Source organism: Sulfurisoma sediminicola (assembly GCF_003865015.1).
GTDB lineage: Bacteria > Pseudomonadota > Gammaproteobacteria > Burkholderiales > Rhodocyclaceae > Sulfurisoma > Sulfurisoma sediminicola.
This window is the reverse complement of sequence record NZ_BHVV01000004.1, coordinates 50,758-68,104: the sequence shown is the minus strand read 5'-3', so window position 1 is coordinate 68,104 and position 17,347 is coordinate 50,758. Positions and strand designations below refer to the sequence as shown.

At 68.5% G+C, this 17,347-nt stretch carries 17 protein-coding genes; 10 read left to right on the top strand and 7 right to left on the bottom strand.

What is annotated here, in order from left to right:
• Positions 1 to 3: 3 nt before the first annotated feature.
• A complete protein-coding gene (gene greB, locus EJE94_RS08585; protein WP_121243313.1) occupies positions 4 to 549 on the bottom strand; it encodes a transcription elongation factor GreB in 546 nt (181 codons plus the stop codon).
• A 45-nt stretch (positions 550 to 594) separates the two neighbouring features.
• On the opposite strand from greB, the gene EJE94_RS08580 reads away from it, so the two are divergent.
• The gene (locus EJE94_RS08580) at positions 595 to 1,821 is read left to right on the top strand and encodes an MFS transporter (protein ID WP_121243314.1); all 1,227 of its coding nucleotides are present in this window, start codon (positions 595 to 597) and stop codon (positions 1,819 to 1,821) included.
• Between the two features lie 93 nt (positions 1,822 to 1,914).
• Here EJE94_RS08580 and EJE94_RS08575 read toward each other — a convergent pair whose 3' ends face one another.
• The 3 genes from EJE94_RS08575 to htpX form a co-directional block, all read right to left on the bottom strand.
• Entirely contained in the window at positions 1,915 to 2,814 is a 900-nt protein-coding gene (locus EJE94_RS08575) for a Tim44 domain-containing protein (protein WP_121243315.1), read from the bottom strand.
• A 118-nt stretch (positions 2,815 to 2,932) separates the two neighbouring features.
• A complete protein-coding gene (locus EJE94_RS08570) occupies positions 2,933 to 3,682 on the bottom strand; it encodes a TerC family protein (protein ID WP_121243316.1) in 750 nt (249 codons plus the stop codon).
• Positions 3,683 to 3,776: 94 nt separating this feature from the next.
• Positions 3,777 to 4,658, bottom strand: coding sequence for a protease HtpX (gene htpX / locus EJE94_RS08565; RefSeq protein WP_121243317.1), 882 nt, complete (start codon positions 4,656 to 4,658; stop codon positions 3,777 to 3,779).
• Positions 4,659 to 4,770: 112 nt separating this feature from the next.
• Between htpX and nhaR the strand changes: the two genes are divergently transcribed.
• The gene (nhaR, locus tag EJE94_RS08560; protein WP_121243318.1) at positions 4,771 to 5,694 is read left to right on the top strand and encodes a transcriptional activator NhaR; all 924 of its coding nucleotides are present in this window, start codon (positions 4,771 to 4,773) and stop codon (positions 5,692 to 5,694) included.
• Positions 5,691 to 6,614 (top strand): transporter, encoded by a 924-nt coding sequence (locus EJE94_RS08555; protein WP_121243319.1) that lies wholly within the window; start codon positions 5,691 to 5,693, stop codon positions 6,612 to 6,614. Before nhaR ends, EJE94_RS08555 begins: the two co-directional genes overlap by 4 nt.
• Before the next feature lie 13 nt (positions 6,615 to 6,627).
• On the opposite strand, the gene EJE94_RS08550 is transcribed toward EJE94_RS08555, so the two are convergent.
• Together EJE94_RS08550 and EJE94_RS08545 are read right to left on the bottom strand one after the other, a co-directional pair.
• On the bottom strand, positions 6,628 to 7,743 hold the full coding sequence (locus tag EJE94_RS08550; protein WP_121243320.1) for a 6-phosphofructokinase: 1,116 nt from the start codon (positions 7,741 to 7,743) through the stop codon (positions 6,628 to 6,630).
• Positions 7,744 to 7,906: 163 nt separating this feature from the next.
• Positions 7,907 to 8,266 (bottom strand): hypothetical protein, encoded by a 360-nt coding sequence (locus tag EJE94_RS08545; protein ID WP_121243321.1) that lies wholly within the window; start codon positions 8,264 to 8,266, stop codon positions 7,907 to 7,909.
• 107 nt (positions 8,267 to 8,373) lie between these two features.
• Between EJE94_RS08545 and EJE94_RS08540 the strand changes: the two genes are divergently transcribed.
• The 3 genes from EJE94_RS08540 to EJE94_RS08530 all read left to right on the top strand — a co-directional run bounded on the left by EJE94_RS08540 (position 8,374) and on the right by EJE94_RS08530 (position 10,621).
• The gene (locus tag EJE94_RS08540; protein ID WP_121243322.1) at positions 8,374 to 8,583 is read left to right on the top strand and encodes a YdcH family protein; all 210 of its coding nucleotides are present in this window, start codon (positions 8,374 to 8,376) and stop codon (positions 8,581 to 8,583) included.
• A 6-nt stretch (positions 8,584 to 8,589) separates the two neighbouring features.
• A complete protein-coding gene (locus tag EJE94_RS08535; RefSeq protein WP_121243323.1) occupies positions 8,590 to 9,777 on the top strand; it encodes an efflux RND transporter periplasmic adaptor subunit in 1,188 nt (395 codons plus the stop codon).
• Positions 9,778 to 9,949: 172 nt separating this feature from the next.
• On the top strand, positions 9,950 to 10,621 hold the full coding sequence (locus EJE94_RS08530; protein ID WP_121243324.1) for an ABC transporter ATP-binding protein: 672 nt from the start codon (positions 9,950 to 9,952) through the stop codon (positions 10,619 to 10,621).
• 3 nt (positions 10,622 to 10,624) lie between these two features.
• Here the strand turns inward: EJE94_RS08530 and EJE94_RS08525 are convergent, their stop codons facing one another.
• Positions 10,625 to 13,042 (bottom strand): Lon protease family protein, encoded by a 2,418-nt coding sequence (locus EJE94_RS08525; RefSeq protein ID WP_243642569.1) that lies wholly within the window; start codon positions 13,040 to 13,042, stop codon positions 10,625 to 10,627.
• A 102-nt stretch (positions 13,043 to 13,144) separates the two neighbouring features.
• Here EJE94_RS08525 and EJE94_RS08520 point away from each other — a divergent pair, with 102 nt between their 5' ends.
• From EJE94_RS08520 to EJE94_RS08505, 4 genes are all read left to right on the top strand, one after another.
• Positions 13,145 to 14,353: an ABC transporter permease gene (locus tag EJE94_RS08520; RefSeq protein WP_121243326.1), complete on the top strand. Its 1,209-nt coding sequence runs from the start codon at positions 13,145 to 13,147 to the stop codon at positions 14,351 to 14,353.
• A gap of 124 nt (positions 14,354 to 14,477) precedes the next feature.
• On the top strand, positions 14,478 to 15,683 hold the full coding sequence (locus EJE94_RS08515; protein ID WP_306307953.1) for an ABC transporter permease: 1,206 nt from the start codon (positions 14,478 to 14,480) through the stop codon (positions 15,681 to 15,683).
• Positions 15,684 to 15,711: 28 nt separating this feature from the next.
• The gene (locus EJE94_RS08510) at positions 15,712 to 16,890 is read left to right on the top strand and encodes an MFS transporter (RefSeq protein ID WP_121243327.1); all 1,179 of its coding nucleotides are present in this window, start codon (positions 15,712 to 15,714) and stop codon (positions 16,888 to 16,890) included.
• A gap of 46 nt (positions 16,891 to 16,936) precedes the next feature.
• Positions 16,937 to 17,347 carry a hypothetical protein gene (locus tag EJE94_RS08505; protein ID WP_121243328.1) on the top strand — a complete coding sequence of 137 codons (411 nt, stop codon included), beginning with the start codon at positions 16,937 to 16,939 and terminating at the stop codon, positions 17,345 to 17,347.

Sequence of the window (17,347 nt, the reverse complement as noted above, 5' to 3'; positions counted from 1 at the left end):
CTCTCACTTATAGCTGATTTCGACCACCTCGAGTGCGCGCACGCCGACCGGGCTCTGGAAGCGCACGGTGTCGCCCTCGCGCGCCTTGAGCAGCGCCCTGGCCAGCGGCGAGATCCAGCTGATCCGCCCCTCGCCGGCATTCGCCTCGTCGACGCCGACGATCTGGTAGGTCGCCTCCGCCTCGCCGTCGTCGACCGCGACCGTCGCCCCGAAGAAGACCTGATCGAGCCCCTGCTGCGTCGCCGGATCGACGACCTCGGCGTTCTCCAGCCGCTTGGTCAGGTAGCGGATGCGGCGGTCGATCTCGCGCAGCCGCTTCTTGCCGTAGATGTAGTCGCCGTTTTCGGAACGGTCGCCGTTGCTGGCCGCCCAGGCCACGACCTGCACCAGGTTCGGCCGCTCGACTTTCACGAGCTGCTCGAACTCGGCGCGCATCGCGGCATGACCCCGCTTGGTCATGTAGTTCCTGGTGCCGGCGGGCAATGGCGGCGCACCGGGGAGGTCGTCTTCCTCCTCGGCATCCGATTCCTTGACGAAAGCCTTGTTCATCGCATGGGTGAAGCGCAGAGACGCCAATTGTATGATGCCGCGACGATGAGCCCAAATACCCTTTCCCGTTGGCGCACCCCGACCCTGATCCTGGTCTGCGGCGGCCTGATCATGACCATCGCCATGGGCGCGCGCCACGGCTTCGGCCTTTTCCTGCAGCCGATGAGCATGGCGCAGGGCTGGGGCCGCGAAACCTTCGCCTTCGCCCTGGCGCTGCAGAACCTGGTGTGGGGCGCGGCGCAGCCGTTCTCCGGCCTCATCGCAGACCGCTACGGTGCCGGCCGCGTGCTGTTCGCCGGCTCGGTCCTCTACGTCCTCGGCCTCGCCCTGATGGCCCATTCGAACACGGGGACGGAACTGGCGCTCTCGGCCGGCCTGCTCATCGGTCTGGGCCTCTCGGGAACCACCTTCTCCATCGTCTATGGCGTGCTCGGCCGCACCTACCCGCCGGAAAAGCGCAGCCAGGTGCTGGGCATCGCCGGCGCCGCCGGCTCCTTCGGCCAGTTCGCGATGCTGCCCGGCACCCAGGCGCTGATCACCGGCATCGGCTGGATGGCGGCACTGCTGGTGCTCGCCGCCGTGGCCACGCTGATGGCGCCGCTATCGGCGGTGCTGGCCGAGCCGGGCCGCGACACCAGCCAGCGGCCGACGCAGTCGGCAGCCGCGGCCATCCGCGAGGCCGCCGGCCACCGCGGCTTCTGGCTGCTCACCTTCGGCTATTTCGTCTGCGGCTTCCAGGTCATATTCATCGCCGTGCACCTGCCGGCCTATCTCGCCGACAACGGCCTGCCCGGCAACGTCGGCGTGGCCTGTCTCGCGCTCATCGGCTTCTTCAACATCATCGGCACCTGGGGCGCCGGCATGCTCGGCGCGCGCTGGACCAAGAAGTACCTGCTGGCCTTCATCTACGTCGCGCGCAGCGTCATCATCGTCGCCTTCGTCGCCGTGCCGCCAACGCCGACTTCCGCCTACCTCTTCGCCGCGGCGATGGGCCTGCTGTGGCTCGCCACGGTCCCGCTGACCAACGGCATCGTCGCCCAGGTCTTCGGTGTCGCGTATCTCTCGATGCTCGGCGGTTTCGTCTTCTTCAGCCACCAGATCGGCAGCTTCCTCGGCGCCTGGCTCGGTGGCGTGCTGTTCGACCGTACCGGCAGCTACGACGTGGTGTGGTGGATCGCGGTCGCTCTCGGCCTGGTGGCGATGGCCGTCAATCTCCCGATCAACGAGCGGCCGCTGGCGCGGCTCGCCGACCCCAAGCCGGCAGCCGCCTGATCGGAGCGAACGCCCGGGAACGACCGGACGGCGGCACCGGAGCCGGGAATCCCCCCTCCGGTGCCGCAAGCGCCGCAGCTTCGCGGCCGCGCCTTATTGGATCTGCTGGATGCCGGCCAGCAGCCAGCCGCCGGCGCCCTCGCGCGGCTTGACCAGGTGCCATATCTCGTCGACCGCTTCGAGCGGGCCGTTCCGCTCCTCGCGAACCTGGCCGCTGAAGCGCACACTGACGACGTAGCGATTGGCTTCCTCCGCGACCTCGATCACGTCGGCATCGATGGCGACCACATCGGTTTCCTGGCTGGCGCCGCCGCGCTCGGCGATGTTCATCTTCAGTTCGGCGAACATCTCGGGCGTGGTGAACTCGCGGATGTCGTCGAGGTTGCCGGCATCGTTGGCGGCCTGCAGACGGATGAAATGCACCTTGGCGTTGCGCACGAAGCCGGGGACATCGAAGTCGGCCGGGATGTTGCGGGCCGTGGCGCTGGCGCCGGAGCCCGGCATCGCCGGCTCGTACGACCTTGCCACCGGCGCGGTGTGCTCGACGCCGGAGGCTGCATATTGCAGGCCACCCGCTCCCGCCATGGCCGGTTGCCGGGAGGCTGCACGCCGACGCATGATGAGGCCGATCACGACCATGACCGCCATCACCAGCAGTCCGATCATCAGCATCGAGGCCAGTTCCGCGCCGAAGCCGAAGTGGGACGCCAGCGCCGCCAGGCCGAGGCCGGCGGCAAGGCCGGCGAGCGGGCCCATCCAGGAACGCCCGGGTTGCGCCTGCGGCGCCGCGGCCGCCGCGGGCGATTTGGCGGAGGCGGCTGCGGCGGTCGGCGCCTGGGCCGGGGCCGCCGCGGGCGCCTTGTCGGGCGTGGTCACCTGGCGCTGCATGCCGGCGGACTTGCCGCCGCCAAGGCGCCTGGCGGCTTCGGCGTCGGAGGCGGCGAGCGTGAAGCCAAGGGTCAGCATGACGGCCAGAAGGGAAAGAATCTTCATCGAGGTCTCCTTTTGAAATGAAGTGCGAGGCAAAGAATAGCGGCGCACCAATCAAAATAAAAACAGAATTATCTGTCGTAATGAATCGACTTAAACTGATTATTGAGCAGCGACCGCCTCAACTCGATTCGCGGACGTAGGGCTCGCGCAATTCGACCGGCTTGACCCGCTTGCGCATGCGGATGTTGAGCATCTCGACGCTGACCGAGAAGGCCATGGCGAAGTAGATGTAACCCTTGGGCACATGGTGGCCGAAGCCGTCGGCGATCAGCACGACACCGACGACGACGAGGAAGGACAGTGCCAGCATCTTGATCGTCGGGTGGTCGGAGACGAAGCGGCCGATGGCGCCGGCGAACAGCATCATCAGGCCGACCGAGGCGACCACCGCGGCGATCATCACCGCCACCTCGCTGACCATGCCGACGGCGGTGATGATGGAATCGAGCGAGAAGACGAGGTCGATCACCATGATCTGGGCGATCACCCCGGCGAAGCTGGCGGCGACCCTTCGCGACTCCCCGCCTTCCTCGCCCTCGAGCAGCTGGTGCACCTCGCCGGTGCTCTTCCAGATCAGGAACAGGCCGCCGGAAATCAGGATGAGGTCGCGTCCCGTGATCTCGAAGCTCGTCACCGTCAGGACCGGCTCGGTCAGGCCGACGATCCAGGACAGCAGCAGCAGCAGCGCGATGCGCATGAACATCGCGAGGAACAGGCCGATGCGACGGGCGAGCTCCTGCTTCGCCTTCGGCAGCTTGTCGACGAGAATCGAGATGAAGATGATGTTGTCGATGCCGAGAACGAGTTCCAGCGCGGTCAACGTGAAGAAGGCGATCCAGACTTCGGGGCTGAGCAGGAGTTCGGTCATGGCGGGCGATCAGCGGCGGACGTGAAGCCGGCCCCATGGACGGGCCAGGGGGCCGGAGGCGGCGACGATGATGGCCATCGTGCCGTCAGGCGTGTCAGCGGGTGCGGCTGGCGAGGGCGGCGATGCGCTCTTCCAGCGGCGGGTGGCTGGAGAACAGCGCCATCCAGCCGGGGCGGCCATTGATGCCGGCGGTGGCGACGTTCTGCGGCAGCTCGCCCGCTTCCATGCCGCCGAGGCGACGCAGCGCGTTCATCATCGGCTGCGGCGTGCCCATCAGCTGGGCGGCGCCCGCGTCGGCACGAAATTCGCGCTGGCGCGAGAACCACATAACGACGATGCTGGCGAGGATGCCGAAGACGATGTCGCAGACCACCACGGTGACCATGTAGCCGATGCCGGGGCCGGACGATTCCGAGTCGCCGCGGCGCAGGAAGGAATCCACCAGGTAGCCGACGACGCGGGCGAGGAAGAAAACGAAGGTGTTGACCACACCCTGGATCAGGGTCAGCGTCACCATGTCGCCGTTGGCGATGTGGGCGACCTCGTGGGCGATCACTGCCTCGGCCTCCTCGCGCGTCATGGTCTGCAGCAGGCCGGTGGACACGGCAACCAGCGAACTGCTGCGACTGGCGCCGGTGGCGAAGGCATTCGGCTCGCCTTCGTAGATCGCCACCTCGGGCATCGGCAGGCCGGATTTTTCGGCGAAGCGGCGCACCGTCTCGACCAGCCAGAACTCGGTCGAATTCTGCGGCGCCTCGATGACGCGGGCGCCCGTGCTCCACTTGGCGATGGTCTTCGACATCCACAGCGACATGAAGGCGCCGCCGAAGCCCATGATGGCGGCGAACAACAGCAGCTTGCCGAGATCGAGGCCGCCGGTGGTGAAGAACCGGTTGGCGCCGGTGAGGGTCGTCACGATGCCCAGCACGAGCATGATGGCGAGGTTGGTGGCGATCAGCAGAATGACGCGTTTCACGGGGTATGCTCCTTGCAGAACTGAAAACGCCGCCAGTCTAATGGCCCCCAAGACATCGCACAAATCGAATATTATTTAGCGATCCATCGACTGACTCGATGTTTTTTGCGACATGGCCAGCCTCAACTACAAGCACTTGCGTTACTTCTGGATGGTCGCCAAGGCCGGCAGCATCGCGCGCGCCAGCGAGCAGCTCCATCTGACGCCCCAGTCGATCAGCGGCCAGCTGAGCGAATTCGAGGCGGCCCTCGGCATCGAACTGTTCCGCCGTGTCGGGCGCGGCCTCGAACTGACCGAAAGCGGCCAGCGCATGCTCGGCTACGCCGAACAGATCTTCGCCTTGGGCGACGAGATGCTCGAGTCCGTCACCGACGAATCGGCCCAAGGCACCCCGTTTCGCGTCGGCATCGCCGACTCCGTGCCGAAAATGGTGGCCTACCGCCTGGTCGAGCCTTCCCTCAGGCTGGAGGAACCGGTGCGGCTGATCTGTCGCGAAGGGCGGCTGGCGACCCTGCTCGCCGACCTGGCGGTGCATCGCCTCGACATGCTCATCGCCGACCGCCCCATGCCCGAGAACCTCAACGTCCGCGGCTACGACCACTTCCTCGGCGAAAGCGGCGTGACGGTGTTCGGCGCCAGGAGCCTCCTCGGCCGGGCCACCCGGCCCTTCCCGCAGATCATCGACGGCGCGCCCTTCCTCCTGCCCGGCGCCGACGTCGCGCTCCATGCGCGACTGATGCGCTGGTTCGAAGCGCAGCGCCTGCGGCCGCGCATCGTCGGCGAATTCGACGACAGCGCCCTGCTCATGGCCTTCGCCCAGGTCGGCGCCGGCCTCTGCGTGGCGCCGACGGCGATCGAGCAGCACATCGTCGAACAGCACCATGTCCAGGTCGTCGGTAGAATCGATGCGGTGCGCGAACAGATCTTCGCCATCACCACCGAGCGACGCCTGACCCACCCGATCACCGCCGCCATCTGCCAACTCGCCCAGGACGATATTTTCGGCAACGGCGTGCCGCGCCGGAAGAAGAAATGAAGCGCCGACACCACGCCTTCCTGCGAACCGCGGCCGCAGCCGCCATGCTGCTCGCCGGCGGCTGCGCGCTGGCCCAGGAAGCCGAACCCCGCGCTTATACCAATGCCCCGATCGGCATCAACTTCCTGATCGCGGGCTACGCCCGATCGGAAGGCGGCGTCGCCTTCGACCCCTCGGTGCCCCTGACCAACGCCAAGCTCACGACCGATGCCGCGATCCTCGCCTATGGCCGCGTATTGGAAATCGGCGGGCAGTCGGCGAAATTCAACGTCGTCTTGCCCTACGCCTCGCTCAAGGGCACGGCAGAGTTCGCCGGCAAGCCCGCGGCGCGCGAGGTTTCCGGCTACGGCGATCCCAAGCTCAGCCTGGCCGTGAATTTCCTCGGCGCACCGGCACTCTCGCCCCGGGAATTCGCTGGCTACCGCCAGTATCTCGTCGTCGGCGGCAGCGTCCAGGTGTCGCTGCCGACGGGGCAGTACGATCACGACAAGCTGGTGAACATCGGCACCAACCGCTGGTCGGTCACTCCCGGACTCGGCCTATCCAAAGCGCTGGGGCCATGGGCACTGGAACTGGCGGCGAACGCGACCTTCTATGGCGACAACACCGACTTCTTCGGCGGCAAGCGCCGCGAGCAGGAACCCATCTACTCGATGCAGGGGCACCTGATCTACAACTTCGCCGCGGGCATCTGGGCGGCGCTGACGGCCACCCATTACGGCGGCGGACGCACCACGCTCGACGGCGTCCGCGGCAACGACCTGCAGCAGAATTCCCGCATCGGCGCCACGCTCGCGCTGCCCGTCGATCGCCACAACTCGATCAAGATCCTTGCGAGCTCCGGCGTGTATACGCGCACCGGCAGCGACTTCGATACCGTCGCAATCGCCTGGCAGCACCGCTGGGGCGCCGGCTTCTAGCCGGGCCGGCGCGTCAGTCGCCGAAGTTGGTGCCGACGCGACGCGCCGACAGGATCAGCGGATGATCCTGCGGCACCGTCTTCACCTTGCCGGCGACCTCTTCCAGCTTCACCGGCCGCGTCGCCTCGCCCTTCGCCGCCACCATCACGCCGAAAGTGCCCTTGGCGATCAGGTCGGCGCAGGCCGTGCCCAGACGCGTGGCGAGGATGCGGTCGGCCGCCGACGGCGCGCCGCCGCGCTGCAGGTGGCCGAGGATGGTCGGGCGCGCCTCGAGCCCGGTCAGCTGCTCCAGCTTGCGTGCCAGGCGCAGCGTGCGGTCGGCATAGAGGATGGCCGCGGCATCGGCCTCGGTATCGTCTGCCTTGCGGTTCACCTTGCCCTTGGCCGGCTTCTTCGTGCGCTCGGCCAACGCGGCCAGCTCCTGCTTCGAGACGGCGCCCTCGGCCACGGCGACGATGGAGAACGGCTTGCCGCCGCGGGCCCGCTCGCGGATGGCCTCGGCGACGATTTCGACGTCGTAGGGAATCTCCGGCAGCAGGATCACGTCGGCGCCGCCGGCGATGCCCGCGCCCAGCGCCAGCCAGCCGGCGCGGTGGCCCATGATCTCGACGACGATGATGCGGTGGTGGCTGTGCGCCGTGCTGTGCAGGCGGTCGATGGCCTCGGTGGCGATGCCCAGCGCGGTGTCGAAACCGAAGGTGATGTCGGTGCCGGCGACGTCGTTGTCGATGGTCTTGGGCAGGGTGATGACGTTGAGGCCCTTCTGCTTCAGGCGCAGCGCGTTCTTCGCCGTGCCGCCGCCGCCGAGGCAGACCAGGCAGTCGAGGTGGTTGTCGTAATAGTTGCCGACAATGGCGTCGGTCATGTCGAGGATCTTGCCGCCGACCGGCATCTTGTGCGGCTTGTCGCGGCTGGTGCCGAGGATGGTGCCGCCCGAAGTGAGGATGCCCGAGAGCTGGCCGCCGTCGAGCGGCGCCGTGCGGTTCTCCATGAGGCCGCGAAAACCGTCGCGGAAGCCGATGATGTGCATGCCGTGGTGGCCCAGCGCCGCCTTGCCGACGCCGCGGATCGCCGCGTTGAGGCCGGGGCTGTCGCCGCCGGAAGTGAGTATTCCGATGTATTTGGTCATGATGATTTTTCCAAGAGTCCCTGCGAATCAGTCCCAAGACTAAACCCAAGCTCCGACATTGCCAAGCACATCGGAATCAGGTGGAATCCGGCGGGTGAAATCGGGGACAGACTGAGCTAGCCCGGCGCAGATTGCGAGACTCGCGTGGAGGCTGAGGCCGGACTTACTTCGCATTTCTCTCGCGGACTATCGGCACCACGAACTTGACGGAAAACTTCCAGCCTTCTGCCGTGTCCTTGAGGATCAAGGCTTTCGAATTGGCGCCCTCCTCGAAAGCCGGCGCCGAGCCCACCAGTTCTATCGCGCCGATGCCCTTGATGACGCATGCGCCGGGAATCGTGACGAAGGCCGCTTCCGCCGCCACCAGGACGAACTGGCCCTCCTTGGACTCGGAACACGACAGACCCTTCGGCAGGGTGGAGGGATCGCGCTTCCAGGCTTGGCGCAGATCGTCGAGGGCCTTGAGCAATTCCTCGGTGGTCCTGACGGCCAGCCCGACTTCACAAGATTTCGTATGGCCCATGCGTTTGCCCCCGCGTTGAATTGCCCGCCCCATTCTAGCCGTCGCCGGCGCGGCGGAAACAGCCGCGGCGTTTGCCAAATCCCGCCGCGGCGGCATACCATAGCCCCATGCAAGCCACCGATCCTCCCGAACTGCTGCATGCCCGACTGGCCGAGCTGCGCGTCGAGCATCGCGACCTCGACGCGGTGATCGCGCGGCTCCTGGAAAATCCGCCTCGCGACGAGTTGATGCTGCGACGGTTGAAGAAGCGCAAGCTGCATATCAAGGATCGCATCGCCCTCCTCGAGCGCATGCTCGAACCCGACGTTCCCGCCTGAGCTGAAATGGCCATCGTTTCCCGCCGCCTGTGGCGGCCCCTCCTGATCGCCTGCGTCGTGATCGCCGCAATGGTCGCCGGCTTCCTCTACCTCACGCGGCAGAAACCCGTCGCCGTGCTGGTCGCCGGTGCCGAAGCCGGCCGTGTCGAGATGACCGTGGCCAACACCCGCGCCGGCTCCGTCGCCGCCTGCCGCCGCGCCAAGATCGCGCCGCCGGCGGCCGGCCGCATCGAAAAGCTGCCGGTGAAGAAGGGCCAGCGCGTCGCCGCCGGCGAGCTGCTGCTGGAATTGTGGAACGACGACTTTTCCGCGCGCGAACGCGTCTCGCGCGAGCAGCTCGCCACCGCCCGTGCCCGGGTCACCGAGGCCTGCCAGCTGGCCGAGGCGGCGAAGAGCGAGGCGCGCCGCGCACGCCAGCTGCGCGATCAGAATTTCGTTTCGGAGCAGGCGGTGATCCGCGCCGAGGCCGATGCGCAATCGCGCGCCGCCACCTGCGAGGCCACGCGCACCAGCGTCGGCGAGGCGCAGGCGCGCATCGCCGCCTCGCACGCCGATACCGAGCGCACGGTGCTGCGCGCGCCCTTCGCCGGCATCGTCGCCGAGATCAACGGCGAAATCGGCGAATACCTGACACCCTCGCCGCCCGGCATCCCGACGCTGCCGGCGATCGACCTCATCGACGACAGCTGCATCTACGTCACCGCCCCGATCGACGAGGTGGACGCCGCCCAGCTCAAGGTCGGCATGAAGGGCCGCATCACGCTCGACGCCTACCGCGGCCGCCAATTCACCGGCCACGTTCGACGTATCGCTCCCTACGTGCTGGCGCTGGAGAAGCAGGCGCGCACCGTCGAGGTCGAGGTCGAGTTCGACGACCCGGGCGAGGCCAGGCACCTGCTGATCGGCTACAGCGCCGACATCGAGGTGGTGGTGCAGGGCCGCGACAAGGTGCTGCGCATTCCGACCTCGGCGCTGATGCCCAACAACCGCGTGCTGCAACTGACCGCCGCCGGCGTGTTGGAGGAGAAGAAGCTCGGGATCGGTCTCACCAACTGGGAATTCACCGAGGTCACGAGCGGTCTGGCGCAGGGCGACAAGGTCGTCACCTCGCTCGACCGCGAAGGCGTCAAGGCCGGCGCCAGGGCCGTGGCCGAAGCCAAGGGCAACAGCGGCGCGGCGACCGGCGGAAAATGAGACCGCTTCCAGCCAGCCTCGCCGCCGGGCCGCCCCAAGGCGAGGCACTGACTGGAGCGCGTGGAACGCGCGACCCCAGCGGGAACCGCAACAACGTCCCCCGTTACAACCGAGCGCAGCGAGCATGTTGCCTCCCCCGCCGACGGGCGGGGGTTGGGGGGTGGGGACCTCAATGATCCGGCTCACCGGCATCGAGCGCGTCTTCCCCGTCGGCGACGAGGAAGTGCATGCGCTGCGCGGCGTCGACCTCGCCATCGCCGCCGGAGAATACCTTTCCATCATGGGGCCGTCGGGCTCGGGCAAGTCCTCGCTGCTGAACATCATCGGCCTGCTCGACCGGCCGAACGCCGGTTCCTACTTCCTCGACGAGCGCGACGTGACGGCGCTGTCCGACGACGAGCTGGCGCGCGTGCGGCGCGAAAAGATCGGCTTCGTCTTCCAGTTCTTCCACCTGGTGCCCCGCCTCACCGCCGCGCAGAACATCGAGCTGCCGATGGTGCTCGCCGGCATCGATCCCGCCGAACGCAGCCGCCGCCTCGATGCCCTGCTCGGCGAATACGGCCTCGCCGAACGCGCCGGCCACCGCCCCGACCAGCTCTCCGGCGGCCAGTGCCAGCGCGTCGCCATCGCCCGCGCCATGTCGATGCGGCCGGGGGTGATCCTCGCCGACGAGCCGACCGGCAACCTCGACCGCCACACCGGCCAGGAGGTCATCGGCGTGCTCGAGCAGCTCCACGCCGCGGGCGGCACCCTGGTCATCGTCACCCACGACGGCGAGATCGGCGGCCGCGCCAGGCGGCGCATCCGCATCGTCGACGGCGAGATCGTCGCCGACGAGAGCTGAGCCCTACTCGTCGCGCTTGTGCTTGCGCCGCTTGCCGTGCGCCGCTGCGCCGTAGGCCTGGCGCAGCGCCGATAGCTCGGCCAGCTGGGTGGCGACGAGGTAGTTCATGCTGCCCTCGGGCACCTCGCCCTTGTCGTTGGGCACGCCCGCCGGCACGCCGGTGAGCAGTTCGATCGCCTCGTCGACATCGGCGACGGGCCAGATGCGGAAGCGTCCCTCGGCGCAGGCGGCGACGACGTCCTCGCGCAGCATCAGGTGCACGACGTTGGCGGCCGGAATGACGACGCCCTGCTCGCCGCTCAGGCCCTTGGCGGCGCAGATGTCGAAGTAGCCCTCGATCTTCTCGTTGACGCCGCCGATGGCCTGGACGCGGCCGAACTGGTTGACCGAGCCGGTCACCGCCAGCGACTGTTTGATCGGCACGCCCGACAGCGCCGAGAGCAGCGCGCACAGCTCGGCCAGCGAGGCCGAGTCGCCCTCGACCGGACCGTAGGACTGCTCGAACACCAGGCTAGCGGAAAGCGACAGCGGCAGCGCGCGGGCGTAGCGCGCGGCGAGGAAGGAGGTGAGGATGAGCACGCCCTTGGTGTGGATCTCGCCGCCCATTTCGGACTCGCGCTCGATGTCGACCACGTCGCCCTCGCCGATGCGCGCCGTGGCGGTGATGCGCACGGGATGGCCGAAGCGATACTCGCCGAGGTCGAAAACGGCCAGGCCGTTGACCTGGCCGGCGTGGCTGCCGGCGACGTCGATCAGCCGCACGCCGCGCAGGATCTGCTCGTCGCCGGCCTCGCGCAGGCGGTCGGCGCGATGGCGCCGTGCCGCCAGCGCCGACTTTATGTCGTCGGCCTCGACCGTGGCGCGCCCGGCCTCGCCGGCGCGGTGGTCGGCCTCGACCATCAGGTCGCGGATGCGCCGCGTCGCCGCCGACAGGCGCTCGGCATCATCGGCCAGACGCGCCGCGTGCTCGATCACCCGCGCCACTGCGGCGGCGGCGAACGGCCGCAGGCCGTCGGCATGCGCCAGGGTGGCGATGAAGCGGGCATAGCGCGCCGTGTTGTTGGCGTCGCGCACCACCTCGTCCTCGAAGTCGGCGGCGACCTTGAACAACTCGTCGAACTCGGGGTCGTATTCCTTCAGCAGGTAATACACCAGGCGCTCGCCGACCAGCACCACCTTGACCGCCAGCGGCATCGGCTCGGGCTCGAGCGACAGCGTGCTCATCAGGCCATAGACCTGGCCCAGCGACTCGATGCGCACCTGCGCCGATTTCAACGCCCGCTTCAGGCCCTCCCAGGCGTAGGGCTGGGTCAGCAGCTTGTCGGCGTCGAGCACCAGGTAGCCGCCGTTGGCGCGGTGCAGGGCCCCGGCCATGATCATGGTGAAGTTGGTGACCAGCGTGCCCATGTGGGCGATGTGATCGACGCGGCCGACCAGGTTGGGGTAGATCGGATTGTCCTCGGTCACCACCGGCGCCGCCGTCGTCGCCGCGTGATCGACCAGCAGGTTGACCTGGTAGCGCGCCAGCGGCAGGCTGCCGCTGATGACGACGCCACTGACATCGCCTTCGCTCTTCGGCGTCTCGCGCAGTTCCTCGGCGCTGTCGACGACGTCCTCCAGCACCTGGTCGAGGAACCCGGCGACGTTGGCGAGATCGGCGTAGTTCTCCTTGAGTTCCTCGACCAGGTGGCCGACGGCGAAGCGCATGGTGTCGCGGCTGACATCCTTCAGCCGCGCCTGCATCTCGCGGCGCCAGCGCGGAAACTGGTGCATCAGCTTCTGCAGCTTCTCGCCGTGCTCCTCCATGATCTTGCCGTAGCGCTCCTTCTCATCGTCCGGCAACGCCTGGAATTCCTCCGAGCTCATGGTCTCCTCGCCCTTGATCGGGGCGAAGACGAAGCCGTGCGGCGTGCGCAGCAGCGCGATGCCGACTTCAGACGAGGCCTGGCCCAGCGCGCGCAGCGCGCCCTCCTCCCGCTCCTTGAACTCCTCCTGGATGGCCTCGACGCGCGCCCGATACTCGTCGCTCTCGAAGGCCGCGGTGATGGCCTTGGCCAGCTCGGAGACGAACTGCTGCATGTCGGCCTTGAGCCGCGCACCGCGCCCCGCCGGCAATTGCAGCAGCCGCGGCCGGTTGGGCTCGGCGAAGTTGTTCACGTAGCAGAGGTCGCCGGGGATGGCTTCGGTGGCGGCACGGGCCTCGAGCAGGCGGCGCACGGCGGAGTGGCGGCCGCTGCCCGGCTCGCCCAGCACGAACAGGTTGAAGCCCGGCCGCTTGACGGCGATGCCGAACTTGACGGCATCGATGGCGCGCGTCTGGTCGACGATGTCGACGGTCTCCGTGACGTCGGCGGTGGTGGCGAAGCCGAGCGCTTGCGGATCGCAGCGGCGGCAGAGCTGTTCGGGCAGGAGCGGATTCATTGCACGAAGCCTAGCACCGGACGTCGCGCAGGATTTGACTTCCATCAAAGGTGGCGGCGCGGGACACACCGCGTTCGCGGCCGATGGCGCATACTTTCACCCATGCGCTTCCCCGATCTGCTCGACTTCGCCTGGCAGGTCGTGCGCGGCAACCGCGCGCGCACGCTGCTGATCCTGCTCGCCATGAGCATCGGCGTCGCCGCCGTGGTCGTGGTCAGCTCGCTCGGCGAGGGCGCGCGACGTTACGTGCTCGACCAGTTCGGCTCGCTCGGCACCAATCTCCTCATCGTGATCCCCGGGCGTACCGCCACCGGCGGCGTCTCGCCCGGCATCGTCGTCGGCAAGACCCCGCGCCCGCTGACCCTGGACGACGCCTACGCGCTGCTGCGGAGCCGCGCCGTGCGCAAGATCGCGCCGCTGATCGTCGGCGCGGGCGACGTGCGCTGGGGCTCGCGCATCCGCGAGTCGGTGGTGCTCGGCTCGACCGCCGAGCTGCTCGACGTCCGCCGCATGGAACTGGCCCAGGGCAAGTTCCTGCCGCCGGGCGACCCGCACCACGCCGAGCCGGTCTGCGTCATCGGCAGCACCGTGGCGCGCGAGATCTTCGGCGCGACGCAGCCGCTCGGCGAATGGCTGCGCATCGGCGACCGCCGCTTCCGCGTCATCGGCCTCATCGCCAGGCAGGGACAGTCGATGGGCTTCAATACCGACGAGGTGGTGATCGTGCCGGTGGCGTCGGCCGAGGCGCTGTTCAACACCGATTCGCTGTTCCGCATCCTGTTCGAGGCCAAGAGCCGCGAGCAGATCGAGCTGGCCAAGGAAGAGGCGATGACCATCCTCGCCGCGCGCCACGAGGGCGAGCACGACGTCACGGTCATCACCCAGGACGCCATCCTCGCCACCTTCGACCGCATTCTCACCGCGCTGACGCTGGCCGTGGGCGGCATCGCCGCCATCAGCCTCGCCGTCGCCGGCATCCTGATCATGAACGTGATGCTGATCGCGGTGTCGCAGCGGCGGCGCGAGATCGGCCTGCTCAAGGCGCTCGGCGCCAGCGGCGTGCAGGTCCGCGCCATCTTCTTCACCGAGGCCGTGCTGCTCGCGCTGGGCGGCGGCGCCGTCGGCCTCGTCGCCGGCAAGCTCGGCCAGCTGCTGATCGGCCAGCTCTATCCGACCATTCCGTTCACCGCGCCGTGGTGGGCGGTGATCGCCGCGCCACTCACCGCCATCGGTACCGCCGTGCTGTTCTCGGTGGCTCCGGCGCGGCAGGCCGCGAAGCTCGATCCGGTTCTCGCGTTGTCTCGCAGATGACCCATATGGCCCCCCACGCTCGCAAATCCGGCTTATTTCCCCGGCGCAGCCAGGGACGGTATCCCCTGCGGACGCTGCCCCCCACGGGGGGGCGCATGCCCTCTTGGGGCGGCCCGGCGAGGGCATGATGCGCACCGCCGACTTCGTCCGTTTCGCCTGGCTGTCGCTCAGCGCGCACCGGCTGCGCACCTTCCTCACGGCGCTGGGCATCGCCGTCGGCATCGCCGCCGTCATCCTGCTCACCAGCATCGGCGAAGGCCTGCACCGCTTCGTCATCGACGAGTTCACCCAGTTCGGCACCAACCTCATCGGCATCCAGCCGGGCAAGACCAGCACGCACGGCGGCGGCGGCCTCGGCGCCATCAACACCGTGCGGCCGCTGTCGATCGAGGACGCCATCGCCCTGCAACACGCGCCGCACATCCTGCTTTCCGACCCGATGGTGCAGGGCAACGCCGACGTCGAGCATGCCGGCCGCTCGCGCCGCGTGACCCTCTACGGCACGGGCCACACCTTCCACCAGACGCTGCGCATGAAGCTCGCCGTCGGCGACTTCCTCCCCGCCGACGATCCGCGCGCGGCGCGCGCCTTCGTCGTCCTCGGCGCCAAGGTGGCGCAGGAACTGTTCCCCGACGAAAATCCTCTCGGCGCACGCATGCGCGTAGGCGGCGAGCGCTACCGCGTCGTCGGCGTCATGGCGCCCAAGGGCCAGGTGCTCGGCTTCGACCTCGACGACACGGTTTACATCCCCGTCGGCCGCGCCCTGGAAATGTTCAACCGCGAGAGCCTCGCGGAAATCCACGTCACCTACGAGCCGACCGCGCCGCTGGCCGAGGTCGAGGAAGGCATCAAGCGCGTGCTGACCGCGCGCCACGGGCGCGAAGACTACACCGTCACGCCGCAGCAGAAGATGCTCGAGGTCTTCGGCACCGTGCTCGACGCCATCACCTTCGCCGTCGCCGCCATCGGCGGCATCTCGCTGCTGGTCGGCGGCGTCGGCATCCTCACCATCCTCACCATCGCCGTGTCCGAGCGCACCGCCGAGATCGGCCTGCTGCGTGCCATCGGCGCCACGCAACGCCGCATCATGCTGCTCTTCCTCGGCGAGGCCGCCGTGCTCGCCGCGCTCGGCGGTGCCGCCGGCCTCGCGCTCGGTTCGGGCATCGCCGCCATCCTCGCCGTCGCCGTGCCGGCGCTGCCGGTGCACACGCCCTGGAGCTATGCCGTGGTGGCCGAGATCAGCGCGATCGTCATCGGCCTCGTCGCCGGCGTCCTGCCGGCGCGCCATGCGGCCCAGCTCGACCCGCTCGAGGCGCTGCGCTCGGAATAACGGCCGCAGTCGACTAGACTGCGGGCCGATGAATCCCACCCACCGCAACATCCTCCTCCTCGCCGTCGCGCAGGGCTTCCTGCTCACCAACGGCGTCACCCTCGTCGCCGTCAACGGCCTGGTCGGCGTGTCGCTGGCGCCGACTTTGTGGCTGGCGACCTTCCCGGTCACCGCCTATGTCATCGGCGCGGCGCTGACCACCCTGCCGGCCGCCTTCTTCATGAAGCGCCACGGCCGCCGCGCCGGCTTCATGCTCGGCTCGACGCTGGGCATGGCCGGCGCGCTGACCAGCGCCTACGCCGTCTCCATCGGCAGCTTCTGGACGCTCTGCGCGGGCACCCTGCTCGCCGGCGCCTACAACGCCTTCGGCCAGCAATACCGTTTCGCCGCCGCCGACGCGGCCGAGCTGACGTGGAAGAGCCGCGCGATCTCGCTGACGCTCGCCGGCGGCATCCTCGGCGGCGTGATCGGGCCGGAACTCTCGAAGCACACGCGCACGCTGCTCGAGCCGACCTTCATGGCGAGCTACCTGGTGCTCGCGGTCTTCGCCTTCCTCTCGCTGCTGCTCGCCAGCCGCCTCGACATCCCGCCGCTGTCCGCCGCCGAACGGCAGGCCAGGGGCCGGCCGCTCGGCGAAATCGCGCGCCAGCCGAAGTTCCTCGTCGCCGTCCTCGCGGCCGCCTGCGGCTACGGCGTGATGAACCTGCTGATGACGGCGACGCCGATCGCCATGGATCTCTGCCGCTACCCCTTCGCCGAGGCCGCCTTCGTGCTCGAATGGCACGTCATCGGCATGTTCGCGCCCTCCTTCTTCACCGGCCACCTGATCAAGCGCTTCGGCACATTGCCGATCATGCTCATCGGGGCGCTGCTCAACTTCGCCTGCATCGCCGTCGCGCTGTCCGGTGCCTCGGTGATGCACTTCTGGTGGGCGCTGACCCTGCTCGGCGTCGGCTGGAACTTCCTCTACATCGGCGGCACCACCCTGCTCACCGAGACCTACCGCAGCGAAGAGAAGGCCAAGGCGCAAGGCTTCAACGACTTCCTCGTCTTCGCCGTGCAGGGCGTGACATCCCTTTCCAGCGGCGTGTTGATCACCGGCGAGGGCTGGAACACCCTGAACCTGATCGCCCTGCCGGCGGTGGCCGTCACGGCCATCGCCACCCTCGTGCTCTGGTGGCGCCAGCACGCCGCTGCGGCGACCTGACGCGAATCAAGGCAGCGGTGCCCGCCCTGCCCCATGCTCGCGGGCCATGAAAGCGTCCATCGCCCTGATCGCATTGCTTGCCATCGGCATCGCTCACGCCGATGACGCCCCGTCCGCAAGGGATACCGTCCCCGGCGCGGCCGGGAACATAAAGGAAGTCCCCTTGGGGGGTGTCGAGCTGGAGAAACTCTGCGCCGCGTCGGGCGGCCAGATAAAGCGCGCCGCGGTCAGCGGCGTGCAGCGCCTCGATTGCGCCGGCACCGGGGTCGCCTGGTTCCGCGTGCTCACCGGCGGCAACAGGATCGTCGGCCATTACGAGGCCACGCGCGAGGGCGCATGGCGTCCGGCGCTGGATGCCGGCTTGGCCGATATCGCGGTGATCTGCGGCGAATTGCCGCCGCAGCTGCAGTTCGACCGGCACAGGCTGATCGCCGACTGCGGCAGCGACCTGAAATAG